Below are 25,497 nucleotides of genomic sequence, written 5' to 3'. Positions count from 1 at the left end.
TATTGTAATGGATAAGCGCAACGTTTGCAATCCCGGCAAAGTCTGCTCGGTTTACATATTCCGGTACCCGCATGGAAATAATTAGCGGAAAGATTCCGGGAGGACTCCGCATGCAGGGAAACCAACAAACCGTAAGCTCCAGACAGCTAATGGCCCTTATGATTTTATTCGAATTCGGAACCGCGATCGTTGTCCATATCGGACTTGCTTCCAACCATGCGACATGGTTATCCGTTCTTCTGGCGATTCCGGGCGCTCTTCTGCTCTACTCGGTCTACCGGTATCTCCATCAGCAATATCCCGAACTTATCGTCAGCGCTTATATCCGAAAGATCGTTGGTCCCGTTCTTGCCTGGCCGATCAGCCTTTTTATTCTTGCCTATTTTATATATAATGCCTCCCGCAATCTTCGGGAAGCCGGCGACCTGTTAATTGCGTCCGCGTACGACGAGACTCCTTTGTTTATCATTAATGCAACTATGGCCCTTGTCATGATTTATGTGCTTGGCAAAGGAATCGAAGTCATTTGCCGCCTGGCCCAGGTCTACGTGTATGTGATCATTATCCTTGGAATTTTCGGTCTCCTGGCCGTCTTTTTCTCAGGGGAAGTTGAGTTTTCCAACATCTTTCCGATTAACGGGGGGAGCTGGAAAAATGCCTTTAAAACGGCGTATCCCTCCATTTTATTATTCCCGTTTGGCGAGTTATTCGCCTTTTCAACCGTCCTGCCCCACCTTAAGGATAAGAAAAAGGCCGGCAAAACAGGAATGGTCGCGATATTGTTCAGCGGGTTCGTATTGTCTCTGACGCAGGCCGTACAGCTCCTCGTTCTTGGAGACAGCATTTATATCCGCTCTACTTTTTCTCTCTTAACCATGATTTCGGTAGTCAATATCGCGAATTTTTTGCAGAGGCTGGATGCGATTGTCATGCTGACGCTCATTATATGCGTATTTTTCAAAATGAGCTTGTACAGCTATGCCGTCATGGCCATCTGGGGCGATCTGTTCCGGATTCATACGCTCGCCAAGCTGGCTGCTCCCGTCGGGATTGTGGTGTTGTTTATGTCTATCTTCTCGGCCTGGAGCTTTCCAGAGCACGTGAGCGAAGGGCAAACCTCGTCCATGCTGATGCTTTTTATCGTCACGGTTGCCCTGCCTTTGCTTCTTCTTCTCGTGCATCTCGCAAAAAAAACATTCCGACAGCTCAGGGGGGCAGGCCATAATGACTAATCCCGTAAATACGGATCTGGAATCGAATTTAAAAAGGATTAAATCGGCTTTAGGTCCAAGCTCCGATCTGGTATTCAAAAGATTTCGGCTGGAGAATCCGGAAATAAAGGCAGCAGCCGTCTACATGGAAGGGCTGATCGATAAACAGCTTGTTCATGATTTGTTTTTCGATTCCGTAGCCTCCCTCACCTTGGACTTGAACCGGCGCAGCGGATCTCTTCTCCAGCAGATGAAGCATCTGGACCTGTCCGTTAATAACGTTCAGTCTGTCTTATCGATGGACGATCTGATCTTGGCTGTTTTATCCGGCGATACCGTTTTGATCGTGGACCGATTCAGCGAAGCTCTTAGCTATGAAACGCGCGGGGGAGAAGTACGGGCGGTTACGGAGCCCTCTTCCCAAATCGTCATTCGCGGGCCAAAGGAAGGGTTTAACGAATGCATCGGCACCAACGTCGCGCTCGTACGCAGACGGATCCGGAATCCGAATCTTTGGCTGGAATCCATGAAGATTGGTTCCGTTACGAAGACGGATGTCGCGGTGATGTATTTGAACGGCACCGCGAAGCAGGAGGTTATTGACGAGGTTAGGAAGCGCCTGCGGAAGATCAACTACGATTCCATTCTGGAGTCCGGCTATATCGAAAATTTGATCGAGGAAGAGAGCATTACGCCTTTTCCCACCATGTTTAATACGGAAAGGCCGGATACGATAGCGGCTCATATTCTCGAAGGGCGGGTTGCCATATTCGTAGACGGAACCCCTTTTGTGCTTGTGGCTCCAACGACCTTCTTTATGTTTTTCCAATCGGCGGAGGACTACTATCACCGTGCGGACGTATCCTCCGCAATCCGTTTCCTGCGGTATGTTTCTTTATTTATTTCCATGTTTGGCCCCTCCATCTATATTGCGGCGATTACCTTCCACCAGGAGATGATCCCGACACCGTTGCTGCTGTCGCTCGCGTCGCAGCGCGAAAGCGTTCCGTTCCCCGCCTTGGTCGAAGCTCTCATTATGGAGGTCTCGTTCGAGATTCTAAGGGAAGCCGGCATCAGGATGCCACGGGCGATCGGACAAGCTGTTTCGATCGTAGGCGCGTTAGTATTAGGTCAAGCAGCTGTGCAGGCCGGAATCGTATCCTCCGCGATGGTTATCGTTGTTGCGCTTACGGGTATATCAAGCTTTACGACGCCTGCCTTTAATGCCGCCTTGTCTATCCGGCTATTACGGTTTGCGGTGATGTTTTTTTCCGCTTTCCTCGGTTTTTTCGGCATCGTAATGTTCACTATCCTGCTAACCGCCCATATGTGCGGACTACGGTCTTTCGGCGAGCCGTACTTGTCGCCGCTTGCCCCGATGAGGAAAGAAGAGTTGAAGGATACTTTCTTCCGCAGGTCGTTTAAAAGGATGAGACCCTCCTTCCAGCCCACGTCGAACCGCGGGCCAAACTAAACCGAATTTTTGCAAAACTGTCGAGGAGGACCGGGCTTGTGAAACGAATCATTATGTTGCTGCTGATCATCTCGGCATGCCTGCCGATCGCGGGATGTTGGAACAGCAGAGAGCTAACGGAGATGTCCATCGTGCTTGGAATGGGCGTGGATGCGGTGCCGAACTCGGATCAATACTCCGTATCCTTTCAAATCGTGAATGCCGGGGCTTTATCTACGCAAGGAGTATCTCAGGCCGGCATGGGGGCTCTTCCCATCGTGACCTACAGCAGTCAGGATAAATCCCTGTTCGGGGCGCTTCGCAAAGCATCGCGGAAGGTCCCGAGACGGCTCTTTTTCGGCCATATCCAGCTTGTCGTAATCGGAGAAGCGGCTGCAAGGAAAGGAATCGAGGATATGTTCGACTTCTTCGAAAGATCCCATGAGGTCCGCCTCAGCTCGATTGTTCTTATCGCCAGGGGCATAACGGCTCAAAAAGTTATGAGTATTATTACGCCGCTCGAAAAGACCCCCTCGATTGGGATTTCGCGAAGATCCCGCATTACTTCCGAGGTCTGGGCGGAGAACGCCGCCACAAATGCCAAGGAGATCATCAACGATCTTGTCGGGCCGGGTGAACCGATTATCGGGGGCATCCAAATGATTGGAGACAGAACGGAGGCCACTACGGATAAAAACTCGAAAGACGCTAACCCTCCCGCTTATATTCTGGTCAACGGCATAGCGTTGATGAAAAAAGGGAAGTTAACAGGCTGGCTCGATAATCAGCCTGCCAGAGGCGTGATGAGGACTCGCAATAAAATGAAGGGCACCGCTATGAATCTCCCTTGCGGGGATACCAAGGACAATGACGTCGTGATTGTCGTTCGCTCGAAAACGAAGGTAAATCCCAGCATAAATAACGGCAAGCCGAAATTTCTGATTCACGTCAAAGAAGAAGGCATTCTTGGGGAAACCAGCTGCTCCTCCGATTTGGACAGCCGGAAAGCGATGCTGCAAATTCAAGACAAGTGGAAGGCTCAAACGAAAGAAGAAATATCGGCTGCCATTAAAGCTGCACAGAAAGCGGAATCGGATGTGGTTGGTTTCGGCTCGACTATCGAGAGAACCCATCCTGAGGAGTGGAAGAAACTCAGCAAGGATTGGCCGAAAATTTTCGCGCAAAGCGAATACGAGGTTCAAGTAGAGGCTTATATTCGAAGGGCCGGCATGAGAGGAACATCGTTCAAGAAGCAGATGAAGGAAGAAGAAGGTTAAGACGATTATTCCCTTCTTCTCCTCCATCCGATCGTAATAAACGGCAATATAGCCGCTGCCGGAATGAGTATGTATTCGATTGGCGTCAGAATGCTAAAGGTATGCCGAATGATGTTCAAAGCTTCGGATAGCGGCATTCCGGATAATAAGTCTGCCAATATGATGATAGAAAATCCGATAACGATCAACAGAATATACGACAAAGCATGTTTCATATACATCGGTTTGCCTCCTTGCGTTTAACTATAACTGTTTCCCAATTGACCCCAATATTATGTATGATGGTGAAACGAATCTATGCGGGAATTGAAAAAAGCTTGGCATGGAGCTGTCCATGCCAAGCTTTTTTCGCCTTATTGTCCGGGCGTGCCCCAGACTTTCACTAATGCCTCGTATTCGGCTCCGGTCAGATTCAGGAACGATCCGTGTCTCTTCTTCGTTGCCCCGAGATCATACTCTTCCGGATTCAGAATACGGAACTGCCCGCTGGACAAGTCTTCCGTAATTAGCGGCAGGTATCCCTTGCCCGCGGCATATTGATCGACCATCAGGCACCATTCGTTCCGGTCGTTGAACTTGAATACTTCCGGCCCCTCCACTCCGAACAGCCCGTCCAGCACAGGCGAAGGCAGCTCCCGGAACGAGGAAGCGGATAAGGAATCGCTGCGCTCGACCGTTATGCACTTGGTTGTCTCGTCCTTCGAATAACGGTAATACGTGCTTCCTTCCCGGATAATCGTCGTATCGATCACGTGATTGCCGCGTTCGATATATTTTTCTGGCTTCGTGAAAGCCATAAAATCTTTCGTCCGGGAGCTGTAAATAATCTGCTTGGCCTCCCGGTCTCCTTCTGTGGTCATCGACGCCCAGAAAATCAGATGCTCTCCCGCTTCCTCGTCAAAGATCGTCTCCGGCGCCCAGACGCAGCCCGCTTCCGGAAGACCGATCTCAACGCTTCTCTCCTTCGTCCAATTCACCATGTCCGGAGATTCCCACACGATAATCGACCGGCTGCCGCCATGCTGCGCCGTATCCCAGCCTTTGCCGCTCGCAATGCGGAGATCCGTCGCAATGATATAGAATTTGTTATCGAGCGGAGAACGGATCATAAACGGATCCCGTACCCCCTTCTCGCCGATACCGGTTTGCAATACCGGCTGTCCGCCATTCAGATCATTCCAATGAAGCCCGTCCCGGCTTACCGAAAAATAAACCTGCTCCCCATTCTCATGCTCACCGGTAAAGTGCACAAACAGATAAGCCTCGTAGGGCTGATTCTTTTCCCGTTCTGCTGACATGCGCTAATCCTCCTAAGCTCCACATATTCTAGCTCCAATTATCCGGTACTAGAGGCGGCTTGATAAGCACTTATCATGCTATGAACTGACCTATTGTGCTTTATTTTGAACCTCGCCAGGATCTATCTCCAGAGAGGTTTCAAAGAAAAAGGCGCTGTCCCAAGGACAGCGCCTTCATTCTTTATACGCCGGCCTCTTGCGGCTGCCAGTCGCGGACTCCGTTATCTTCGATAATGCCTATCGTAACGTCTGCGATTGCCGGATCAAGCAAGAGCGTATCCCTCACCTTAAACTTGATATCGTCGGCTTCCGCAAGCGTCATCCCCTTCTTCAGCTCGATTAGACCTTCCACGTGGTAATAGCGGCCTTCCTGCAAAATCCGCATCGAATAAATATCGGTTACCTCCCCGTGGGAGAAGATCAGCTCCGCAACCTTATCCTCGACTTCGCGCGGCGCGGCCACGCCAATCAACCCAACCATGTTATCGTAGCCCACGCGGAACGCCACCGCTGCCATCAGCAGACCAATCAATATGGTCGACACGCCATCCAGCAACGCAAAGCTCGTAAGAGAGGTGACAGCGACGGCAACCAGCGCAAGAAACGCGCCTGTTGTAGCAACCAAATCCTCATAAAATACGAGACGCGTCGGAGGAGCGGCCCGTCCGACGTTTTTGAACGCTGCTGCAACAATCGCAAGCCCCTTGGCTTCGGAACGCGATTCGTGAAGAATCTCTTTCATCGCTTTATGTAAAACAAACCCGTCAACGCCAATGGAAATAAGCAGGATAATAAAGTTTATCCAGAAGCCATGGGATTCCGACGGATGAGCCAGCAAATGAAAGCCTTCCAAGATGGTTTCGTAGGCCATAACGGTAACCACGATAACGGCAATCATGCAAAACAGGTTAATAACCCGGCCAAATCCGGTCGGGAATCTTTGCGTCGGCTTTTTCTCCGCAAGCACGCTTCCCGCAAATACGAAGCCCTGGTTCACCGCATCCGCAATGGAGTGCATGGTGGACGCGAACATCGCGCCGCTTCCCGTCATCACCGCGGCAACGCCTTTTACGATGGCCACCGCCGTATTTCCGACCGCCGCCGTTGCCGAAGACGTATTTCCTTTTTTCAACAAGCTCCAAAAACTTTCTTTCTTCCTGTCCGATTCCACTTTACAAAGTTCCCTCCATCATTTGCGCATCTTCCTAGTATAGGTAAAATTACTTTACTACAATACGATCCTGTAAAAAAGTGGTTTCACCATGTTCCCTCTTAAAAACAGAAGTGCCTGACATGATCCAATCTCATGCCAGGCACTTCTGTTTTTATTCGAAAGGCAAAGCTCTCTTCTCCGCGCTGCTTTGGATAGCCAGCTCAATGATCCTAATCGTGTTTCTGGCATCTTCAGCCGCAACGGGTACAGGCTTATTCGCCGTAATCGCCTTAACCATTCCCTCGTAGAAGCGTTCATAGCTTCCCTGCAGCGTCTTCACCTTGCTGGTCTCGGCCTTGCCGTCTACCGTTACCGTTAGCTCGCCGTACCGCTCTTCCTGATCCATGCCCCACTCCGGCTGGCCCGGCAAGCCGCCTTTGCGCAGCATGTCCTCCTGCGAATCCAGGCCGTATTTGATAAAGCTGCCCTTGCTGCCATGCACCTGGAACTTGGGACCATGCTGCAACACAAGCGAACCGCTGTGCAGGATAACTCTTTTCGTGCCGTAGCTCAGGATCAAGTGGAAATAATCGGTCACCTCGGAGCCTGCTCTTTGCGCCATAAGATCGGCATATACGGTATCCGGCTTACCAAATAAATGGAGGGCCTGGTCAATCAAATGCGAGCCCAGGTCGTACAGCATGCCGGAACCGGGACCTGCCGTTTCTCTCCATCTATTGGATACTTCCGGACGGTAACGGTCATAATGCGCTTCGTAGGATGCGATCTCTCCCAGCTCTCCAGCCTCGATAAGGCCCTTGACGGTGAGAAAATCGTTATCCCATCTCCGGTTCTGATAGACGCTGAGCAGCTTGTTTCGCTGCCGGGCCGTCTCAATCAGATCATCCGCTTCCTCCGACGAAATAACAAACGGCTTCTCGACAACAACATGCTTGCCCGCAAGCAAAGCTTGCTTCGCAAAAGGATAATGCGTCTGGTTAGGCGATGTAATCACGACCAGATCGATGCTTTCATCGGCCAGCAGCTCCTCGAGCGAGGCGATAACTTCCGAGTCCGGCAAGTATTGTCCTACCTTTTCGGGATTGCTGGACACGACTTTCGCGATTTCCATTCCTCCAACCGCCCGAATAAGCGGTGCGTGGAAAACCTGCCCCGATAATCCGAAGCCAACCAATCCGACTTTAACATTGCTCATGACTTGCACTCCCCTCCGTTCTCTGTCCCAACTCCACCAGTATAAAAGATGAAATGCGGTATTTCAATGTCATTTTAATTATTTAACTTATTTTTGTAATTATAATAAATATATAACCAGATAGAATCCAAGCGAAACACGCAAATCCTCCTTATTTTAGCTTGTCATTAAAAAGTGCCGGTGCTTATAATGGAAGAAGAATAAATAAGGTGGTCAAAAGATGACGCAAGACGAACGGATTAAATCAATCGTTGATTATATGAAGCTGAACCGGAATATCAGCATGGAGGATATTTGCACCCTGTACGAAGTATCCTACGACACGGCAAGGCGCGATCTGGTCAAGATGGAAGCGGACGGTCTGATTGTCCGCGTGCGCGGCGGAGCGATTCTCTCGTCCATGACCAAATCGGTGAGCAGCTACAAAGACAGATTAACCGACGCGGGAAGCAAGCGTTCCATCGCGATGGCAGCCGCCTCCCTTATCCGGGACGGAGAATATTTAATGCTCGATACCGGAACCACAACGCAATACGTCGCCGAATTTATGTCCACCGCGGACAATGTGGTTGTCACGAATTCGATCGATATTGCCGGCGTGCTCTGCGACAAGCCGCAGATCGCTACCCATTTGCTTGGCGGCATGCTGAATACCTGGCACCGGTACGCCTTTGGGCCGCGTACGCTCGAGATGCTGGGCGACATCCGGGTAGACAAGCTTTTTCTCGGCACATGCGGCATTACGGCCGAGGGTTTATTCACCACTACGGAAGAAGAGGCTTATCTCAAGCGGGAAATGATCAAACGGGCACATCAGGTCATCATGCTGGCCGACTCGGCCAAATTTGAAAAAAGCCTGTTTCACCGCGTATGCGCATTCGATGCCATCGACCTGCTTATTACGGACGCTGATCCGCCTGCTCCTTTCGACAAGCTGCTGCAAGACCACCAAATAGAAGTGATTGTCGCTTCCCCGTTGCCTAAATAAAACCAAAGCGGCCGTGCCAATCGCACAGCCGCTTTTTCTAATTCTATTCCCTAAGAGCTGCCGGCTGCTCCCGCTTCCTGTACAACGAAGGGGTCTCGCCAAAAGCCTCTTTGAACTTGCGGGTAAAATAAATCGTGCAGTCAAATCCCACGTCCGAGGCGATTTCCGTTATCTGCCGGTTCGTGCCCGTCAGCAGCTGGGCGGCCTTCTCCATCCGGATTTTACTTACGATATTGAGGACCGTATCCCCCACCTGCTCCTTGAACAGATGAGACAGCCGCGAGGTGGATAAGCAGCTTTTTCTCGCAAGCTCCGGCAAGCTGACTTTTTGGGCGGGATACAGCTGAAGCTCCCTCAGAATCTGAGCGATTCTAGGATCCATCGAAACGGCATTCTCTGCCGGGCAAGTCTGTTGGATATAGATCAGCGTCTCCTCCAGCGCAATTTCCGCCAGACGGCGGTGCAGCTCCGAGCTTCCCGCAGAGGCCTCATGCCGGACCATCCGCATTAACGCTTCTTGAATACCGTGATGCGACTCGTCCCCCGCGATATGCCGGAAGAAAAACCGCTCGTCCGAGCCGGGCAGCCGGAGCCACGTACTCCACTCCGGATACGGAATAAAGTGAACCCAAATAAATTCCCACGACGTCCCTTTTGTTCCATAATGATGAGGGATGCCCGGCATAAGTATAACGACATCACCAGCCTTGCACGCGACGGTGCTCTGGTTGTTCTTTTGAACCCTGCCTTCGCCCGAGACGGTATACATCAACAGCCAGTCTCTGCTGCCCGATGGACGTTGGACGGCATATTCGGAAGACTCGCTATAATAGCCCGCAATCAGAATTCCGTACGGACGCCAGTTATAAATAGCATAATCGGTTTGTTCTTTAGCCATATCAGCACTACCTCACAATCTGGCGATTGCCCTACAATAGTAGACAAATACATGAATAATACGTTTTTTAGAACAGTAGAATTCATCGCAATCAACATAACATAAGGAGGCAATGCGAGCAATGGCCGAAGCAACAAGACTTAATCTGACCGAAAGCGCCCAGGTAGAGGTACGTCCGGGTAAATTGGGAGCAAACGGCGGCAGCAATCCAAAAGGAGAATCCTTTGGCTTCACTAATTACTATATGACGAGGAACGGCGAGCCCTTTATCCCCGTCGTTGGCGAATTTCATTTCTCCCGTTTCTCCTATCTCCAGTGGGAGGAAGAGCTGCTCAAAATGAAAGCCGGCGGCGTGCATATTGTGGCTACTTACGTCTTCTGGAATTTTCACGAGGAGGAAGAAAGCGTATTCGATTGGAGCGGCAGCCGTAATTTGCGTCACTTTATCGATCTATGCGCCAAGCTGGAGTATCCGCTTATTCTCCGGATTGGCCCGTTCTGCCACGGCGAGGTCCGCAACGGCGGCATTCCGGACTGGGTGCTTGCCAAACCGATCGAGATCCGTTCAAACGACCCGGAATACTTAAAGCTTGCCAAAAGGCTATACCGGGAAATTGCGGTACAAATGAAAGGCAGCCTCTATCAGGAAGGCGGCCCCGTCATCGCCGTTCAGCTGGAGAATGAATTTATGCATTGCGGCGCTCCGAACGAAGCATGGGGGTATAAAGCAGGCAAATTCCTGTCAGCGGGAACCGGCGGCAACGAGCATCTGGCAGAGCTCCGCCGAATCGCGGAGGCAGCGGGGATTAAGCCAATGTTCTTTACCGCGACGGCTTGGGGCGGTGCAGCCGTTCCGGAGGAAGGCTTCCTCCCGATGCTGGCCGGCTACGCTTATACCTCCTGGATTCCCGATCAACCGCCAAGCCGGGAGTTTATGTTCCGGGACTTGCGGGTTGTACCTGCCGAACCCGTTAACTTCGACACCAACGAATATCCGGTCGCTTATTGCGAAATGGCCGGCGGCATGCAGGTCAGCTATAATGCCCGGCCATCCGTGCCGGCTGCCAGCATTGAAGCGATGACGCTTGTGAAGCTTGCAAGCGGCAGCAACCTGGTCGGTTATTATATGTACCACGGCGGCTCTAACCCGGTTGGCAAAAAAGGCTGCATGAATGAACAATTTCTGCCCAAAATCACGTACGATTATCAATCGCCCTTGGGAGAATTCGGCCGCGTGGGAGAATCGTATGACCGCATTCGCTCCTTGTCCCTGTTCCTGGAATCGTTTGGGTCTGTTCTGGCCCCTATGACAACGGTACTGCCGGAAGGCCAATCCGACCTGGAGGCAACCGATGCGGCAACGCTAAGGTGGTGCGTAAGACAGAAGGACGGCTCCGGTTTTGTGTTCCTCAACAACTTCCAGGACCAGGTCGAGCTGCCGCAGCGCTCGTTCCGCATCGAGCTGGAAACTGCCCGCGGTCCTGTGTCTTTCCCTAGGGAAGGAGAAGCTCTGCTGCCGGGCAACACCGGAGTCGTGCTTCCGTTCAACCTTGAGCTTTCCGGCATTTCCTTGATCAGCGCAACCGCTCAATTGCTGACGGAGGTACAAGCGTCCGATGGGGAACGAATTGTATTCTTCTACGCCCATGACGGCCTGGCACCCGAGTATGTAGTCGCCAAAGCCTCCTTGTCCGGTATTGAGGTTCATGACGGTCAAGTTAGCGAAGCCGGCGGCAGCTGCGTGATCCGCCCGGTTGTTGGCAGGAACAACGGAATTTTGTTCCGGACGACAGACGGCAAGTCCGTCCGCTTTATGACGCTCTCCCGCCAGGACGCGCTGCAGACGTACCGTTTCGATCTGTGGGGGCAATCCACGGTCGCAATCAGCAGCTGCCCGGTTGTTGCCCATCGCAATCAACTCGTCTTTACTTCGCCGGGCAGCACGGCATGCAGGGTATCCCTGTTCCCGGCGCCACAGACTGAGCTGATCGCAAATAAAGGAATGGCGTCGCAGCAAGAGACGGAGGGCTTGTTCCGCACCTATTCGATCGAGGTTCCTGCTTATGCGCCGGAAATTGCAATCTCAAACCCTTCCGACCATACGGCACTTCTGCGATTCGCCGGCACTGATTGGCCTTCCCATGTGGAAGACGTATGGCTCGAAATCGATTATGACGGCGATGTCGCCCAAGCGTTCCTGAACGGCAAGCTATTGACCGACCATATTCATTTCGGCAAAACCTGGAGTATCGGCCTCAAGGATTTTTACAATCAGCTGGAGCAATCCGCGCTGCATCTGACCATTACCCCGCTTCGCCGGGGAACGGTGCATACCTTTATTAACCAGGCGCAGATTGAGAGATTCGAAGGCGTTGAGATTGCGGTCTTTCACCGGATCGAAGTCGTCCCGCATTACCGGATAGCCTTGCTTCCGGCAGCCAAATAGAACAAACAAGGGATCCTCGCATGTTAGCGAGAATCCCTTGTTGTTCTATTTTCCCATTTCCGACCAAAGCCTTCTGGCCGTTCTCATGAAAAACTTCGATTGCTCCCACCGGTCGCTGATTTCATTGGTTCGTCCGGCGTATTCGTCCGTTGTTATTGCGTAAGAAGGCGGGCCAAGCTCCACGACAAAAGGCAGCGCCTCTCCCGTTCCCGCATTCGATCGCCAATTCTTCATGCCGGAGCTCCACCAGCGCTCGAAATGCCGCAGCATCGGATGCTCCCCGTTGTTGCCTACGTCAATCTGCACCTGCTCCCCGTTGGATACCCTCGCATGGAAAGCCGCGCTGCGGGTCAGAACGGTCTGGATCAGCTGCTCCGCTTCATCGGATACCGTATGGAGCTCTCCCGCCACTACGTAATGCGACAGGTCAATGGTCAAGCGAAGAGACTGCAGCGCCTTGATATAATCCACCGTTCGCAGCAAATCCTGGGTGATCGTACCGCGGTGCGTCTCGATAAACACCGGAATTCCGGCATGACGGGATAAGGCATCGATCGCGCTGAGCAGCTGAACGGCTGGCTCTTCAATGAGAAAAGGCGTCAGGACCTGCGCATTAATATGCTGAATGCCCCCGTATTCCTTCGCCCGGGCAAGAAATTGGTCCATATCCTGAGCCGTCTTCGGGTACGCGTTTACGCTAAAGGACAAGCCGTATCGCTCAAGGAGACGTCTCCATTTCTCCTCGTCCTGCGGAGCCGGAATAAATCCGTTGATACCGTCAAAGCCCGCTTCCGCAATCATCTCCACCTGTTCCTCTATGCTTCGCCCTTCCGCTGCCGCAAGGCCCGACATTCCCCACCACGACATCTGAACATCAAGCCTCGGATTCAACGATTCCCTCACAAGCTCTCCTCCTAAATAAACATATAGTCTAGTATAGAGAATTGCCTGAAGGAGAGGCAGTAACGATCCTGCTATCAACTCGTTTAATCCTGCTATTTCAGTCCGGAACGAACCTGCTCCCGCAAACCTTTATAATCGTATCCTGCCGCCGTATCGAGCTCAACGACCGTTCCGCCGATAGACAACGGCGCAAGCGTTTCGTTCAACAGTCGCTCTTTGTTGCCCTGCTGCTCAATCCATTCCCCGTCGTTATGTCCCTTATGCCGTTCCGCTGATCCCATGCGCGCATAATAGCGCTCGAGGAGCACCTGTCCATCGGCTCTGCACATGATTTGGAAGGGCTCGAAGTCATGCTCCCGCTTCAGCTTAAGAAACTCGGCGCTTCTAAGCTCCGGACGGCCGAAGAAGCCTTCGGCAACAAGCGATTGTCCGGCAGCCAGCAGCGTACCCGCGAAGGAGTAAAGAAAAGTAAAAGCGGCCGGCGCCAAGAGCGGCGGAGAGCCAAGCGTATCGCAATCCAGAGCGTCAAACAATGTCTCGTAGATCCCGTCGCGGGATAATAGGGGAAGCTTCAAATCCTCGGACAGCCGTTTGGCGAGCGTAGTCTTTCCGGCTCCCGGGAATCCGTTTACGATAATAAGCAGAGGTTTGGTCAAGCTCATTTGCTTCCTTCATCCGCCGAAGGACCGTAGAGGCCGGGCACCGGAATATCCAGGAGCCGCAAATATACCCCAAGCTGCGCACGGTGATGAACCATGTGGCTTAACCCAAAGGAACGAAGCGCTATTGCGCGCGGCTGACGCAGAATAATATAATCACCGTTTCGCAGCGTCCATTCTTCCCCGAGCTTTTCCTCGTCGCATTCCGCCAACAGCTTGATAATCTTAGCCGAGTTTGCATCGTATTCCGCCAGTATGTCCTCGCGCTTTTGCAAAGCCTCCCTCCGCCCAGATACAGTTGACATATCGAGTTCAGGGGACAGTAAAATACCGGCCTGCCAGTTCAACAGGTTGATCAAATGCGTGGCAAGCCCGCCCAGCGTCATCGATTTTTCATGCGGCTTCCAAGCCATATGCTCGTCGGGCAAGCGCTCCAGAATACGTCTTGTAATCGTCAGTTCATGTTCAGCATCCCCTACAATCAGTTGTTTCATCATCACTCGATCTCCTTCCGCTTTGAGATAGCGCCCTTTCTATACTAGCATATTTTGTAAAACCGCATCTATCCGCTAACCGCTTCTATTAGTTAACTTTAATATTAATAAATTAACCTTAATATTGACATAAGAAGTGTCCTTCCACATAATATGAACTAGAATCATCTTAACTTCATTATTAAATTAACCTAACGGTTAACTAAAAGGAGAGAAAAGAAGATTATGGCTAGCACGCACAAGTATGTGAAGGATTATCCGCGTCCGCAGTGGGTACGCGACGAATGGCAATTGTTAAACGGCGAGTGGGGCTTCCGCTTCGACGATTCGTTTGAAGGCGAACGCAGCAAATGGTACAGCAAGCTGAATGCGGACCGTACGATACAAGTCCCGTTTACATACGAGACGAAGGCAAGCGGCATCGGCGAGGAGACGTTCCATCCATGCGTATGGTATGAGCGGAATGTGGCCATCCCGGCAGAAACGGGAGACAAACGCGTCATCCTCCATTTCCAAGCCGTTGACTATTTGGCTAAGCTTTGGGTGAACGGCGTTTATATCGGCTCGCATGAAGGCGGATATGCGGCATTCTCCTTCGATATTACGGATGCCGTGCAGGTTGGCGGAGATAACCGGATTACGCTCCGCGTCGAAGACGGCAACAGCACGATGCAGCCGCGAGGCAAGCAGCGCTGGATCGAGAAGAATTACGGCTGCTGGTACGTGCAGACAACCGGCATCTGGCAGTCCGTCTGGCTGGAATACGTCGACGGCAACCATGTGGGCAGAGCTAAAATTACGCCAAAGCTGGAGGAAGCAGCGGTTACGTTCGAATACGAGCTTGGCAGCACCGTTCGTTCCTTCGACGGCTTGACGCTCCAGACCGTTATTCGTTACGACGGTAACCTGATCCGTTCCTCCGAAACCAACGTTGACCGCAAGTTCCTGAAAGTGGAGCTAAGCGTCATGAACGACGTCAACGAATGGAAAATCCATTCCTGGCATCCGAATCATCCGAATTTGTACGATGTGGAGGTCATTCTGAAGAAAGACGGTCATCCGGTAGACACGGTATACTCCTACTTCGGCATGCGCCGCATTCAGATTAAAGGCGACCGCATCCTGCTCAACAAGCAGCCGCTCTACCAGCGCCTCCTGCTCGACCAAGGCTACTGGGAAGATACGCATCTGACTCCGCCTTCCGAAGAAGCCATTATCGAGGATATCGATAAAACCTTGGCGCTTGGCTTCAACGGCGTGCGCAAGCATCAGAAGCTCGAGGATCCGAGATACCTGTACTGGGCGGACCGCAAAGGCCTTCTCGTCTGGTCGGAGATTGCCGCCACCTACGAATTCGGAGACGACGCCGTAGACCGGTTCACGAAGGAATGGATGGAAGTGGTCCGCCAGCATTACAACCACCCTTCCATCGTGACATGGGTGCCGTTTAACGAATCGTGGGGAATCGGACAAATCTTCACCGACCGGAAGCAGCAGCAATTTACCGAATCGATCTATCATTTGACCAAATCCTATGATCAGATGAGACCCGTGGTCGTCAACGACGGCTGGGAGCATACGATCTCGGATATCATTACGCTTCACGACTACGAGGAGCTGGGCTCCGTCCTCGAAGCCAGATACAAGGATAAGGATGCGCTGCTCAGCAACGACTTCGCGCACGACAAGCACCGCTATCCGTTCGCTAACGGCTACGGCTACAAAGGCCAGCCGGTGATCATCAGCGAATACGGCGGCATCGCCTTTACGAGCGAATCCGGCTGGGGCTACGGCAACCAAGTAAAAAATGAAGAAGAATTTTTGGCCCGTTATGAAGGAATTACCCAAGCGATCAAGAATCTCGATTATGTAAGCGGATTCTGCTATACGCAGATTACGGACGTGCAGCAGGAGGTTAACGGCTTGCTTACGATTAAGCGGGAGCCGAAGATTGCCATGGAGAAAATCAGAAAAATCAATCTGCAGTAGAATCGCGTTTCCAATGTCCACAGTTCATGAGAAGGCAGGGATTTCATTCATGTCAAAAATGCAGCGTATTGGAATTATCGGCAGCGGCGGTATCGCTTCTGCTCACGTAAGAGCCTACAAACAGCTTCACGACGTTGAAATTGTCGCCGTAGCCGACGTCATTCCCGGCAAAGCGGATCAATTCGTTACGCGCGAGCAATTGCCTGGAGCCATCGGCTTCGATGATCATCGCAAGCTCCTAGAGCTTGATCTGGACGGGGTCAGCATCTGCACGCCAAATGCCTCCCACCATGTAACAACCGTTGATGCGCTTCGCGCAGGCAAAAACGTCCTGCTTGAGAAGCCGATGTCCGTTACCTTGGACGAAGCCATTGATATGGTTCAGGTGGCGAACGAAACGGGAAATATGCTGACGATCGGTTTCCAGCCTCGTTACGATCCAAACATGAAAGTCGTTAACGAAATCGTCCAATCCGGCAAGCTTGGCAAGGTGTATTACGTGGAGACCGGCGGCGGCCGCAGACGCGGTATGCCTGGCGGCACGTTTATCAGCAAGCAGCTCGCCGGGGCCGGCGCTATGGCGGATATCGGCTGCTACTCGCTCGATATGGCGCTTAACGCGCTTGGTTATCCGAAGCCGCTTACCGTCTCGGCGTATACCTCCAATTATTTCGGCACAAATCCGCTTTATCATCCGGAAGCCCATAAGTTCGAAGTCGAGGATTTCGGGGTAGCGCTTGTACGCTTTGAGAACGACCTTGTGCTGCAATTCAAGATCTCCTGGGCGATGCACATGGATACGCTTGGCTCCACCATGTTCCTTGGAACGGACGGCGGACTTAAAGTGAATCCTTACGGTACGGGCAACTGGTCCGGCGTTTGGGATGGCCGCGTCGGCGAAATGAAGCTTTTCCATGATTTTATGGGCAAGCAGACCGAGACGCCGATTCCGGTTACGAATACCGACCTTAACCTCTTCAACGAGAAGGTGCGGGATTTCTCCGAAGCCGTGCGCGAAGGACGCCCTGCCCCTATTCCGGGCTCTCAGATCGTCATTCAGCAAGCCATTATCGACGGGGTGCTCCGCTCCTCCGCCGCCAAACGAGAGGTTTCTATCGAGCTCCCGTTCTAATGCTTAGCCTAATAGCCTTGGCCTTTATCCGGCCAAGGCTATTTTTATAGACAAAACCGATCCCCGTGCACTACGATCTTAACAGCGCAATACTAGGAGGCGGTGATTGTTTTTGAAGCTGGAAAGATTGATCTCGATCATCTATATGCTGCTTAATCACGAAGTGGTGTCCGCATCGGAATTGTCTTGCAAATACGGCGTTTCGCAGAGAACCATCTACAGGGACATCGAGGCGATCTGCGCGGCGGGCATTCCCGTTGTTTCTTATCAAGGCGTTAACGGCGGATACGGCATTATGAAGGAATACAAGATGGACAAAAGCCTGCTCAGCTCCGATGATATCGCCTCTCTAATTACTCTTCTCAAAAGCACGACTACCGTATTCGAGGATGAGCGGGCGCAGGAAACGATTCAACGGCTGAAGACCGTTCAGGCCGATAACGGCAGAGCCCCAAGCCTGACGATGGATCTTGGCAGCTGGAGATCGTATACGACTCATCTTCGCACGCTCCACTCCGCCATTAACGGCCGCCAGCTCGTCGTGTTCCATTACATGAACGCAAAGAACGAACGACAGAACCGCGTCGTGGAGCCAGTTAGTCTTCTGCTCAAATACGACTCCTGGTATTTGTATGGCTACTGTCGCTCCAGGGACGACTATCGGGTGTTCAAGCTGACCAGAATGTCGGATCTAATGGCCTTGCCGGAATGCTTCGAGCGGGAGCATAACATCCATACCGAGGATATTCTCTCCGGCGGCGGCCATCAGGAGCAGGAGCAGACCAAGCATGCCGTCATTCATTTTGCGGCCGGGTCGCTTGCAAGGGTGCTGGATGAATTTTATTTGGACGAGAAGCGGTTTAACGAAGACGGCTCTCTTACGCTAACGATTGTTCAGGCAATTGACACGGACTGGCTGATCGAGAAGCTGCTTGGCTTTGGAGAGGACGCCCTCGTACTCGAGCCGCCTGCGCTCAGGCAACGGATTAAGGACAAAATTGGAAAAATGTTAAACCGTTACGAAGAAGTGTGACAGGATGCTGTCATACTTCTTTTTTTATAATGGAAACATTCGTTCGATCAACTTAATCGTAAAGGGACGTGAATGAGTTGTTAGACCATCCTTTTTTCTTTGAAGAGCAGATGAGGCACAGAAGCTGGGAGCTTAAACAAATCGACCAGCATGGCTGGAAGTATGCGCATATGAACCGGAAAAAGCCGCGTCGGCCTCTGCTCCTTGTGCTGCGGGTCTTCGGAATAATTAAACATTGACAATGCTCCGGGTCTGTTCTTATACTTGTAACCGAAACGTCAATACTAAAACTCATTGGGGAAGCTGTGGACTTTTCTGGAGAGCAATCTCTATTTTCGCCACACAAAGACCGTACTGCCGGTACGCGTCGTTTGTGTGGTTTTTTGCGTTCAAAAAAGGAGGATTTTCATGAAATTATGGCACTACGCATTAATCGTATGTTTGGGAGGCTGCTGTTACGGGGTCTTGTCCACCTTCGTCAAACTGGCGTATGCGGCGGGATTTTCCGTCTCCGCGGTTACCGGCGGGCAGTATCTTTTCGGGGCTGTGCTAAGCTGGCTCATTGTTCTGCTCGTTAACAAGAAAGCGCCAACCCGCACGCAATCCTTGAAGCTCCTATTATCCGGAATACCGTTTGGCTTAACGGGCGTTTTTTACTATCAAGCGCTGCAGACGCTTAATGCCTCGCTCGCTATCGTCCTATTATTTCAATTCGTTTGGATTGGCACGTTACTGGAGTGGCTGCTACTTAAGAAAAAGCCGTCCAGAAACAAACTGATGTCCATTGCGCTCACGCTGACCGGTTCCGTCCTGGCTGCCAATATTCTGTTTCAGGGGAGCGTGCCGCTATCGTGGACGGGATGCCTGTGGGGATTGCTTGCCGCTCTGACCTTCTCTACCTTTGTGTTTCTGAGCAGCACGGTCGAGAGATCAACGCCTCCCCTGTTAAAAAGCGCGCTTCTTTCCACGGGTGGCCTGATCACGATATTTATCGTATTCCCGCCGACCTTTTTATTCGATTGGGATGTGGTAACGGGTCTGCTCCCTTACGGATTGGCGCTAGGCGTATTCGGAGTCGTTCTTCCGCCCCTACTGTTTTCGATCGGCATGCCGCATGTCGGTTCGGGGTTAGGAACGATTCTGACCGCATCCGAGCTGCCGATTGTCGTTATCCTATCTTCTTTCGTGCTCGCGGAACCCATAAGCTTGCCGCAGTGGATTGGCGTTATCGTTATATTAGGCGGGATTGCCAGCAGCAACCTCCGGTTTAGGAAATCAAGCCAGTCGTCCTTTGCCGCATAAAAGATGAAAGAACTATGTTTCCGAATGAAAGAATTCTATTTTTTCCTGGCCCTGTCTGAGTAAATGCTCATAGAGTCACCGCATTGTAATGTTCTTGTAACACTGCACTCAGATTCCTTTCATTTACACAATCTATACTAATAGACATGACCCCCCTTTATTATATTTCTCTCTTGCAGCCTGCGGCCCCGTGCCGCAGGCACTTTGTTTTTCCAGGGAGAGCATGGTAGTCTAATGAGGTGAGCTTACATAAGAACGGGGGCAGTAAAAGAATGAGCGGCACTAATCATAAAGTAGTCAGTCTTGCCGGCGTCACCTGTCTGCAGGTTGATCCAATCGGGCAATCAGGCGGAACCGTCATTTTATATCACGGATGGGGCTCCACGCAGGAAAGCTACTTATTTTTCGCATCCATCGTTTCGGGCTGGGGCTATACGGTTATCGTTCCTGAGCTCCTCCATCACGGATATCGAGGCCATTTGAATTACGCGGACCCCGCCGTGCTCGAACAGACCTTCCTCGAAATTGTTCTGCAAGGCTCCAAGGAGGCCGTCGAGATGGCCGAACAGCTTGGCGGTATAAGGAGCGGCAAAATCGGCATTATCGGTCATTCGGCGGGAGGCTTCGTAGCAGCGGGAGCCTTCGCGAAAAATACGGAGGTTGCCGCAGCCGTCGTGATTAACGGCTCCTGCGCGTGGACGGAATTTTATGAAGCGTATTTGAAATACGCCGGAAGGCCGGCCTTAAGCGAAGAAGAACATGCCGCTCTCTCGGAGCATGATCCAATCACTTTATTAAATTTCGAGGATGAAAGAGGATTATTGCTGCTGCACGGAAAAGAGGATACGACGGTACCGATTCACAGCCAGCGTTATTTCATGGATAAAAAGGCCTGCGCCGCTCCCGAGCGTTTACGTATGGTTGAATACAGCGGAGTCAACCATCAGATCACGCTCAAGATGCTGGAGCAGGCCAAGCTATGGCTGGACAGCCATCTTCGGGCAAACTAATACTCTGCGGAGATTACAGCTTGCTTACGGCTTCAACAAACTGGCGCGCGCGGCCCGTTATCAGATCGAATCGGCCCTCGCGCACCCAGTCCAGATTAAGCAGCTTGCCACCCATTCCGACGGCGTTGGCACCCGCGGCAAAATAATCGGCGATATTATGAAGGTCTACGCCGCCGGTCGCCATAATCGGGATGGAATCAAGCGGTCCGCGTATTTCCGATAAGTACTTGGTTCCAAGCGTCCCCATCGGGAACAGCTTCACCGCTTCGGCTCCGGCCTTCCAGGCTTTTACGATTTCCGTCGGGGTCATGACGCCCGGCCATACCGAAACTCCTCTTTCCCGTCCGTAGGCGACGACATCTTCATCGAGATTCGGCGAGATCAGGAACTCCGCGCCTGCGGCCACGGCAGTCTTCGCCATCTCTACGTCAAGCACGGTACCCGCCCCTACCGAAGCTTGTCCGTCAAAGCGGCTGCGCCAGCGCTCGATCATTACGGCCGCGCCAGGTGTGTTCATCGTAATTTCCATCAGACGAATGCCGCCGTCAATCATCGCTTGTCCGGCAGCGTCCGCTTGATGGTCCTCAATGCCTCTCAAAATCGCGACAATCTTGTGCTCAAGCAGCAAATCCAGCATCTTGCTCATCTCAACCGTCCCCTTTACGTCCAATATTCCCGCAATATGCGAATGAATAAATTCGGAAAAGCCAATGTGTCCATATCTTCAGGACCAATCCATCGGTATTCTCTCTGCATGCCGCCAGCTTCGTAAGCGGCCGCAGACTCCGCAGCCAGGCTTGCGCCAATTGCTTCGGCAGTTCCCGCATGCGTCCCAAGGTCGGCCAGATAAATTCTCATTTTCCAATGAATATGGCTGAATACATGATCCGCATCCATAAACCAGCGCTCCGGACGGATCAGGAGGCCTGTCTCTTCTTCCATCGACCGGGTCAGCCACTCGCCCGCAGCCGCCGTACTGCCGTCGGTCTCCCCAGCGGCATCAATGATCTTCTCGTGCTCCTTGGGTACGAGCAAATGAGGAAGCTCCCACATCTTGGCAAGCAATCCGGTCTCCGGACGCTGGCGCACCAGAATCTTGCCTTCATTCGCGCCCGTACCGGCGATAATCGCGGCAACGCGCTTCTCCGGACGAGGCGGCTTCGCCTTCGTCTTCATCGGCAGCTCTGTCTCGCGGCCGGCAAGACGGGCTTCGCAATGCTCCATTACCGGACATGGCAGGCAGCTTGGCGACTTTGGCGTACAGACAAGCGCTCCAAGCTCCATCAATGCCTGGTTGAAATCCCCGGCAGCCCCTTCCGGAATGAGGGATACCGCAAGCTTTTCAATGCCGACGCGCGTCGCAGGCTTCGCAATATCGTCCTCGAGGCAGAAGTACCTCGACAGAACCCGCATGACGTTGCCGTCTACGGCAGGCTCCGGACGGTTAAAGGCGATGCTCATAATCGCCCCGGTGGTATAAGGGCCAACGCCTTTAAGGCCCGCCACCGCCGCTTTGTCATCCGGCACTGCACCGCCGTACCGTTCGACGACTTCGCGTGCTCCAGCATGCAAATTACGGGCGCGCGAATAATAACCGAGTCCTTCCCAGCACTTCAGCACTTCCGGCTCCGGCGCTTCGGCAAGCGCGCGTACCGTAGGGAATTTATTCATAAACCGCTCGTAGTACGGAATAACCGTGTCCACCCGTGTCTGCTGCAGCATGATTTCCGATACCCATACGCGGTATGGATCCTGATTCATCCGCCATGGCAGGTCCCGCTTGATTCTCCGGTACCAGGCAAGCAGCTCGCGGCTGAAGTAAGCCTTTGCCTCTTCCTTATTAATCGCTTCCATTTGTCTAGTCTTTCACCTCTTTGTGTTCGGCCGTCCCCAGAGCCTTCGGAAGCTCCAGCCGCATAAACCGGCGATACTGCTTTGGCGTTATTCCGGTATGCCGCTTAAGCAGCCTCGGCAAATAATGATTCAGCATCCCTACCTTGCCGGCAATTTCGGAAATCGGCAGATCCGTCTCCTTCAGCAGCTTTTTGGCCAGCTCAAGACGCCGCTCGGTTACATATTGAATCGGCGAGCAGCCCATTATCGATTTGAAGGAGGTTATCAAATAATTGGGGTGAAGATAAGCGACCTTGGCCAAATCCTCGATTTGAATGTTATGATGCAAGTTTTGCTCGATATAGGCAAGAACATCATCCCATTTTTCTTTTCCAACCTCATTGCTTATAAAATAAGCATCATTCAAATCTTTCCAAGAGCTGTGATCCAGCAGATAGGCCAGCAGCTCAAGAATGCCGGAATGCAGCCTAAGGTTGGACGAAACTGTCTGGAACTCCTGGGCCTTTATCATTTTTTGCATAATGTCAACTACATACTGCGCGTCCTGAATATCAACTGATGATGAGAACGGAAGCTTTGGCAGCTTCATAAACTTCAGATCCTCCACATTGCGCACGCGGAAGTGGCACCAATAGGCCTTTATCTTTTGCTTAATAGCAATAGTATAGCTGACTTTCTGCTTTGGGCGAAGCATATATATTCTGCCCGGCACGAGATCGTAGATTATTCCCTTTGTCTCGAGTACGGCATGTCCTTCCACCAAATAGAACATTCGGTAATAATCGATTTCATCGTTGTTGTTTAACCAGCCGGCTTCCCTCTCCGAATAAGCAGCCATAATGACGTCGATCCTCAAGTGATCGAATTGTCTCTGTAATATCTGTAATCTCGTGTCCATGACTACCTCTGTTGTCTGGTATTCGTAAATTATTTACTTTATTATATAAGCAATAACGTTAAAATCATATTGGAAGTTCTATCATTATGTTGGATTTATTATAGTCCAGTTACAAGAAAGAAGGGAAAACATGCTAGCAAAGGGATTGATTGTATCCTCCGTTCTCGCCGTGCTTCTCGCTGCCTGCGGCAGCGGCGGTTCCGGTTCCGGCTCGGCGATCTCAACCAGCCATATGGATGCTCCCGGGAAGGCCGGAGCTGTATATAAAGCGAACTGCGTCAGCTGTCACGGCTCCGATCTGCAGGGGCGGATGGGAGCGCAAACAAACCTTCAACAGGTAGGGGCGCGAATGACGGAAACCGAGATTGCCGAGCAGATCAAGCATGGCGGATCCTCGATGCCGCCTTTCGAGGAACGTCTGACGAACGAGCAGATTGCCGAGCTTGCGGCCTGGCTGGCAGGCAAGAAATAAGGAACAAATCATCAGACGAAAAGGCTGATCCGATATTCAGCTTAAGCAGCCGCTTACCGATCAGCCTTTTCTATTAGTACTCTATTCCGTCTGTTCCACAATCGCCACCGCGGACGCAATCGAGCGGTCATGGGTAATCGTAATATGAATGCGATGCCTCTCCGGCATCCGTCCAAGTCTCTCCCAGGCACCGCTGGATAGCGTGCATTCCGGCTTCCCTTCGGGTCCGCGCAAAATATCGATGTCGGAGAATCCGACCTTGGCTCCGATTCCGCAGCCCAAAGCCTTCACTACGGCTTCCTTCGCCGCAAATCTCCCCGCCGTAAATTGCGCAAGACGCTTGCCCTCATAGCAGAATGCCAGATCCCGCTCCCGACTCGTCAATATCCGGTCCAGGAACCGGGCTCCCGCCCTGCCCGCAAGCAGCGCCTCCACCCGGTCCATATCCGTCACATCATGTCCGATCCCCGCTATCATCGCTTGTATCAGATCCCGGGAATCGGGGAGCGTTTATGCTCGGTACGCAAGTATTGCTTCTCAAGCTTCGCTTTCGCTTCGGTTCCGATTTCTTTGCCTTCGAGATAAGCGCTGTTCTCGTCGTACAGAATGCCAAGCTCCGATTCGTCGGTCTGCCCTTCCCAAAGTCCGGCGGTTGGCGCTTTGTCCAGAATGCTCTGAGGCACGCCAAGCACGCTTGCAAGCTGGCGAACCTGACGCTTGTTAAGCGAGCTGAGCGGAGTGATATCAACCGCGCCATCCCCCCACTTCGTGAAAAAGCCGGTGATTGCTTCGGATGCATGGTCCGTTCCAACGACAAGCAGATTGAGATCGAAAGCAAGCGCGTATTGGACAACCATGCGCGTTCTTGCTTTTACATTCCCTTTGCCGCCGCGGCTCAGATGACGGTGAATCCCGATCGATTTAAGAGCGTGCTCGGTCTCCAGCGCGATTTCATCCACCGCTTCGCCGATATTCGTCTCCACCTTATGCTTCAGCTGGAACGCTTCCGCCGTCGCATAGCTGTCCTCAATATCGGATTGCTCCCCGTAAGGCTGAAATACGCCAAGCGTCATATACTCCCGGCCGGTCTCGGCAGACAATTCGTCCGTTGCCATCTTGCAGAGGCCAGTCGTAACCGCGCTGTCGATACCGCCGCTGATCGCAATCAAGAGGCCCGTTGTCCCCGACTTCTTCACATACTCCTTCAAGAAGTCGACGCGTTTACGGATCTCGGCAGCAGGATCTATCTCCGGCTGTACGCCGAAGCGCTCGATTATTTCCTGTTGTAAACTCATAGCCCAGGCTCCCCCTACTCCACCTGCCGATTAACGGCAGTAACGGTCAAATGCTTCAGTCAGATCAGCCGCGATTTCGGCAGCCGAACGGTTCTCGATTTGATGGCGTTCGATGAAATGCACCAGCTCGCCGTCTTTCATCAAAGCGATGGAAGGAGAAGACGGCGGATACGGAGCAAAGTACTCGCGGGCCTTCGCCGTCGCTTCTTTATCTTGACCGGCAAACACGGTGTACAGGTGATCCGGCGTAATATCATGCTGCAGCGCTTCCGCTACGCCCGGGCGGCATTGACCGGCCGCACAGCCGCATACCGAGTTAACAACGACAAGCGTTGTTCCTTTTGCATCCGGAATCGCGTCGGCAACTTCCTCAGGAGTGCGAAGCTCTTTGATCCCGATCCGGGTCAAGTCGTCACGCATAGGTTGAACCATATCCAGCATATATCTCTCAAATGACATCGACATTTGAAAACACTCTCCTTTGTAATAACCTAAATTTAGTTACTATTATACCGC

At 52.1% G+C, this 25,497-nt stretch carries 25 protein-coding genes; 11 read left to right on the top strand and 14 right to left on the bottom strand.

Annotated elements, in window-relative coordinates:
• The first annotated feature begins 110 nt into the window (after positions 1 to 110).
• Genes FHT67_RS21670 through FHT67_RS21660 form a run of 3 tightly spaced genes read left to right on the top strand, consistent with a single transcriptional unit; the run spans position 111 to position 3,941 of the window.
• The gene (locus tag FHT67_RS21670) at positions 111 to 1,232 is read left to right on the top strand and encodes a GerAB/ArcD/ProY family transporter (protein WP_132310444.1); all 1,122 of its coding nucleotides are present in this window, start codon (positions 111 to 113) and stop codon (positions 1,230 to 1,232) included.
• On the top strand, positions 1,225 to 2,685 hold the full coding sequence (locus FHT67_RS21665; protein ID WP_167201294.1) for a spore germination protein: 1,461 nt from the start codon (positions 1,225 to 1,227) through the stop codon (positions 2,683 to 2,685). Before FHT67_RS21670 ends, FHT67_RS21665 begins: the two co-directional genes overlap by 8 nt.
• A gap of 38 nt (positions 2,686 to 2,723) precedes the next feature.
• A complete protein-coding gene (locus tag FHT67_RS21660; protein WP_167201293.1) occupies positions 2,724 to 3,941 on the top strand; it encodes a Ger(x)C family spore germination protein in 1,218 nt (405 codons plus the stop codon).
• Between the two features lie 5 nt (positions 3,942 to 3,946).
• Here the strand turns inward: FHT67_RS21660 and FHT67_RS21655 are convergent, their stop codons facing one another.
• From FHT67_RS21655 to FHT67_RS21640, 4 genes are all read right to left on the bottom strand, one after another.
• Complete coding sequence (locus FHT67_RS21655; protein ID WP_167201292.1) at positions 3,947 to 4,162, bottom strand: YczF family membrane protein; 216 nt, start codon at positions 4,160 to 4,162, stop codon at positions 3,947 to 3,949.
• A gap of 132 nt (positions 4,163 to 4,294) precedes the next feature.
• Positions 4,295 to 5,239, bottom strand: a complete 945-nt coding sequence (locus tag FHT67_RS21650) for a glycoside hydrolase family 43 protein (protein WP_167201291.1) — start codon at positions 5,237 to 5,239, stop codon at positions 4,295 to 4,297.
• Between the two features lie 181 nt (positions 5,240 to 5,420).
• The gene (locus FHT67_RS21645; RefSeq protein ID WP_167201290.1) at positions 5,421 to 6,410 is read right to left on the bottom strand and encodes a cation diffusion facilitator family transporter; all 990 of its coding nucleotides are present in this window, start codon (positions 6,408 to 6,410) and stop codon (positions 5,421 to 5,423) included.
• 154 nt (positions 6,411 to 6,564) lie between these two features.
• A complete protein-coding gene (locus FHT67_RS21640; protein ID WP_167201289.1) occupies positions 6,565 to 7,608 on the bottom strand; it encodes an oxidoreductase in 1,044 nt (347 codons plus the stop codon).
• A gap of 220 nt (positions 7,609 to 7,828) precedes the next feature.
• Between FHT67_RS21640 and FHT67_RS21635 the strand changes: the two genes are divergently transcribed.
• On the top strand, positions 7,829 to 8,596 hold the full coding sequence (locus FHT67_RS21635) for a DeoR/GlpR family DNA-binding transcription regulator (protein WP_132310458.1): 768 nt from the start codon (positions 7,829 to 7,831) through the stop codon (positions 8,594 to 8,596).
• 43 nt (positions 8,597 to 8,639) lie between these two features.
• Here the strand turns inward: FHT67_RS21635 and FHT67_RS21630 are convergent, their stop codons facing one another.
• Positions 8,640 to 9,494, bottom strand: coding sequence for a helix-turn-helix domain-containing protein (locus FHT67_RS21630; RefSeq protein WP_132310460.1), 855 nt, complete (start codon positions 9,492 to 9,494; stop codon positions 8,640 to 8,642).
• A gap of 121 nt (positions 9,495 to 9,615) precedes the next feature.
• Here FHT67_RS21630 and FHT67_RS21625 point away from each other — a divergent pair, with 121 nt between their 5' ends.
• Complete coding sequence (locus FHT67_RS21625) at positions 9,616 to 11,940, top strand: beta-galactosidase (protein WP_167201288.1); 2,325 nt, start codon at positions 9,616 to 9,618, stop codon at positions 11,938 to 11,940.
• A 45-nt stretch (positions 11,941 to 11,985) separates the two neighbouring features.
• On the opposite strand, the gene FHT67_RS21620 is transcribed toward FHT67_RS21625, so the two are convergent.
• The 3 genes from FHT67_RS21620 to FHT67_RS21610 all read right to left on the bottom strand — a co-directional run bounded on the left by FHT67_RS21620 (position 11,986) and on the right by FHT67_RS21610 (position 13,999).
• On the bottom strand, positions 11,986 to 12,843 hold the full coding sequence (locus tag FHT67_RS21620; RefSeq protein WP_243711744.1) for a sugar phosphate isomerase/epimerase family protein: 858 nt from the start codon (positions 12,841 to 12,843) through the stop codon (positions 11,986 to 11,988).
• Positions 12,844 to 12,935: 92 nt separating this feature from the next.
• The gene (locus FHT67_RS21615) at positions 12,936 to 13,499 is read right to left on the bottom strand and encodes a P-loop nucleotide/nucleoside kinase family protein (protein WP_167201287.1); all 564 of its coding nucleotides are present in this window, start codon (positions 13,497 to 13,499) and stop codon (positions 12,936 to 12,938) included.
• Positions 13,500 to 13,501: 2 nt separating this feature from the next.
• Positions 13,502 to 13,999, bottom strand: coding sequence for a DinB family protein (locus tag FHT67_RS21610; RefSeq protein ID WP_167201286.1), 498 nt, complete (start codon positions 13,997 to 13,999; stop codon positions 13,502 to 13,504).
• 222 nt (positions 14,000 to 14,221) lie between these two features.
• Between FHT67_RS21610 and FHT67_RS21605 the strand changes: the two genes are divergently transcribed.
• From FHT67_RS21605 to FHT67_RS21585, 5 genes are all read left to right on the top strand, one after another.
• Complete coding sequence (locus FHT67_RS21605) at positions 14,222 to 15,985, top strand: glycoside hydrolase family 2 protein (protein WP_167201285.1); 1,764 nt, start codon at positions 14,222 to 14,224, stop codon at positions 15,983 to 15,985.
• Between the two features lie 49 nt (positions 15,986 to 16,034).
• Positions 16,035 to 17,117 (top strand): Gfo/Idh/MocA family protein, encoded by a 1,083-nt coding sequence (locus FHT67_RS21600; RefSeq protein WP_132310470.1) that lies wholly within the window; start codon positions 16,035 to 16,037, stop codon positions 17,115 to 17,117.
• 112 nt (positions 17,118 to 17,229) lie between these two features.
• Positions 17,230 to 18,150 (top strand): helix-turn-helix transcriptional regulator, encoded by a 921-nt coding sequence (locus tag FHT67_RS21595; protein ID WP_167201284.1) that lies wholly within the window; start codon positions 17,230 to 17,232, stop codon positions 18,148 to 18,150.
• 408 nt (positions 18,151 to 18,558) lie between these two features.
• Positions 18,559 to 19,452: an EamA family transporter gene (locus tag FHT67_RS21590; protein WP_167201283.1), complete on the top strand. Its 894-nt coding sequence runs from the start codon at positions 18,559 to 18,561 to the stop codon at positions 19,450 to 19,452.
• Positions 19,453 to 19,724: 272 nt separating this feature from the next.
• Positions 19,725 to 20,462 carry an alpha/beta hydrolase family protein gene (locus FHT67_RS21585; protein WP_132310475.1) on the top strand — a complete coding sequence of 246 codons (738 nt, stop codon included), beginning with the start codon at positions 19,725 to 19,727 and terminating at the stop codon, positions 20,460 to 20,462.
• A 13-nt stretch (positions 20,463 to 20,475) separates the two neighbouring features.
• Here FHT67_RS21585 and FHT67_RS21580 read toward each other — a convergent pair whose 3' ends face one another.
• From FHT67_RS21580 to FHT67_RS21570, 3 genes are read right to left on the bottom strand one after another with little or no spacing between them, the layout of a single operon-like run.
• Complete coding sequence (locus tag FHT67_RS21580) at positions 20,476 to 21,108, bottom strand: bifunctional 4-hydroxy-2-oxoglutarate aldolase/2-dehydro-3-deoxy-phosphogluconate aldolase (protein WP_132310477.1); 633 nt, start codon at positions 21,106 to 21,108, stop codon at positions 20,476 to 20,478.
• A gap of 14 nt (positions 21,109 to 21,122) precedes the next feature.
• A complete protein-coding gene (mutY, locus tag FHT67_RS21575) occupies positions 21,123 to 22,316 on the bottom strand; it encodes an A/G-specific adenine glycosylase (protein ID WP_167201282.1) in 1,194 nt (397 codons plus the stop codon).
• A gap of 4 nt (positions 22,317 to 22,320) precedes the next feature.
• Complete coding sequence (locus tag FHT67_RS21570) at positions 22,321 to 23,214, bottom strand: helix-turn-helix domain-containing protein (RefSeq protein ID WP_132310481.1); 894 nt, start codon at positions 23,212 to 23,214, stop codon at positions 22,321 to 22,323.
• 130 nt (positions 23,215 to 23,344) lie between these two features.
• On the opposite strand from FHT67_RS21570, the gene FHT67_RS21565 reads away from it, so the two are divergent.
• On the top strand, positions 23,345 to 23,686 hold the full coding sequence (locus FHT67_RS21565) for a c-type cytochrome (RefSeq protein ID WP_132310483.1): 342 nt from the start codon (positions 23,345 to 23,347) through the stop codon (positions 23,684 to 23,686).
• 81 nt (positions 23,687 to 23,767) lie between these two features.
• Here the strand turns inward: FHT67_RS21565 and acpS are convergent, their stop codons facing one another.
• The 3 genes from acpS to FHT67_RS21550 are packed head-to-tail and all read right to left on the bottom strand — an operon-like array spanning position 23,768 to position 25,446.
• On the bottom strand, positions 23,768 to 24,163 hold the full coding sequence (gene acpS, locus FHT67_RS21560) for a holo-ACP synthase (RefSeq protein WP_132310485.1): 396 nt from the start codon (positions 24,161 to 24,163) through the stop codon (positions 23,768 to 23,770).
• 8 nt (positions 24,164 to 24,171) lie between these two features.
• Positions 24,172 to 24,981 (bottom strand): ammonia-dependent NAD(+) synthetase, encoded by an 810-nt coding sequence (nadE, locus tag FHT67_RS21555; RefSeq protein WP_167201281.1) that lies wholly within the window; start codon positions 24,979 to 24,981, stop codon positions 24,172 to 24,174.
• Positions 24,982 to 25,011: 30 nt separating this feature from the next.
• Positions 25,012 to 25,446 (bottom strand): BrxA/BrxB family bacilliredoxin, encoded by a 435-nt coding sequence (locus tag FHT67_RS21550; protein WP_127491824.1) that lies wholly within the window; start codon positions 25,444 to 25,446, stop codon positions 25,012 to 25,014.
• Positions 25,447 to 25,497 lie beyond the last annotated feature (51 nt).

The sequence above is a fragment of the Paenibacillus sp. BK720 genome (assembly GCF_011761545.1).
Taxonomy (GTDB): Bacteria; Bacillota; Bacilli; order Paenibacillales; family Paenibacillaceae; genus Pristimantibacillus.
This window is presented reverse-complemented; position numbering and strand designations above follow the sequence as displayed.

Bases quoted from the DNA above. Each gene is read 5' to 3' on its own strand.
- FHT67_RS21670 (WP_132310444.1), top strand. From the start codon at position 111: ATGCAGGGAAACCAACAAACCGTAAGCTCCAGACAGCTAATGGCCCTT.
- FHT67_RS21665 (WP_167201294.1), top strand. From the start codon at position 1,225: ATGACTAATCCCGTAAATACGGATCTGGAATCGAATTTAAAAAGGATT.
- FHT67_RS21655 (WP_167201292.1), bottom strand. From the start codon at position 4,162: ATGTATATGAAACATGCTTTGTCGTATATTCTGTTGATCGTTATCGGA.
- FHT67_RS21650 (WP_167201291.1), bottom strand. From the start codon at position 5,239: ATGTCAGCAGAACGGGAAAAGAATCAGCCCTACGAGGCTTATCTGTTT.
- FHT67_RS21640 (WP_167201289.1), bottom strand. From the start codon at position 7,608: ATGAGCAATGTTAAAGTCGGATTGGTTGGCTTCGGATTATCGGGGCAG.
- FHT67_RS21635 (WP_132310458.1), top strand. From the start codon at position 7,829: ATGACGCAAGACGAACGGATTAAATCAATCGTTGATTATATGAAGCTG.
- FHT67_RS21630 (WP_132310460.1), bottom strand. From the start codon at position 9,494: ATGGCTAAAGAACAAACCGATTATGCTATTTATAACTGGCGTCCGTAC.
- FHT67_RS21625 (WP_167201288.1), top strand. From the start codon at position 9,616: ATGGCCGAAGCAACAAGACTTAATCTGACCGAAAGCGCCCAGGTAGAG.
- FHT67_RS21610 (WP_167201286.1), bottom strand. From the start codon at position 13,999: ATGATGAAACAACTGATTGTAGGGGATGCTGAACATGAACTGACGATT.
- FHT67_RS21605 (WP_167201285.1), top strand. From the start codon at position 14,222: ATGGCTAGCACGCACAAGTATGTGAAGGATTATCCGCGTCCGCAGTGG.
- FHT67_RS21600 (WP_132310470.1), top strand. From the start codon at position 16,035: ATGTCAAAAATGCAGCGTATTGGAATTATCGGCAGCGGCGGTATCGCT.
- FHT67_RS21590 (WP_167201283.1), top strand. From the start codon at position 18,559: ATGAAATTATGGCACTACGCATTAATCGTATGTTTGGGAGGCTGCTGT.
- FHT67_RS21585 (WP_132310475.1), top strand. From the start codon at position 19,725: ATGAGCGGCACTAATCATAAAGTAGTCAGTCTTGCCGGCGTCACCTGT.
- FHT67_RS21580 (WP_132310477.1), bottom strand. From the start codon at position 21,108: ATGAGCAAGATGCTGGATTTGCTGCTTGAGCACAAGATTGTCGCGATT.
- mutY (WP_167201282.1), bottom strand. From the start codon at position 22,316: ATGGAAGCGATTAATAAGGAAGAGGCAAAGGCTTACTTCAGCCGCGAG.
- FHT67_RS21570 (WP_132310481.1), bottom strand. From the start codon at position 23,214: ATGGACACGAGATTACAGATATTACAGAGACAATTCGATCACTTGAGG.
- FHT67_RS21565 (WP_132310483.1), top strand. From the start codon at position 23,345: ATGCTAGCAAAGGGATTGATTGTATCCTCCGTTCTCGCCGTGCTTCTC.
- acpS (WP_132310485.1), bottom strand. From the start codon at position 24,163: ATGATAGCGGGGATCGGACATGATGTGACGGATATGGACCGGGTGGAG.
- nadE (WP_167201281.1), bottom strand. From the start codon at position 24,981: ATGAGTTTACAACAGGAAATAATCGAGCGCTTCGGCGTACAGCCGGAG.
- FHT67_RS21550 (WP_127491824.1), bottom strand. From the start codon at position 25,446: ATGTCGATGTCATTTGAGAGATATATGCTGGATATGGTTCAACCTATG.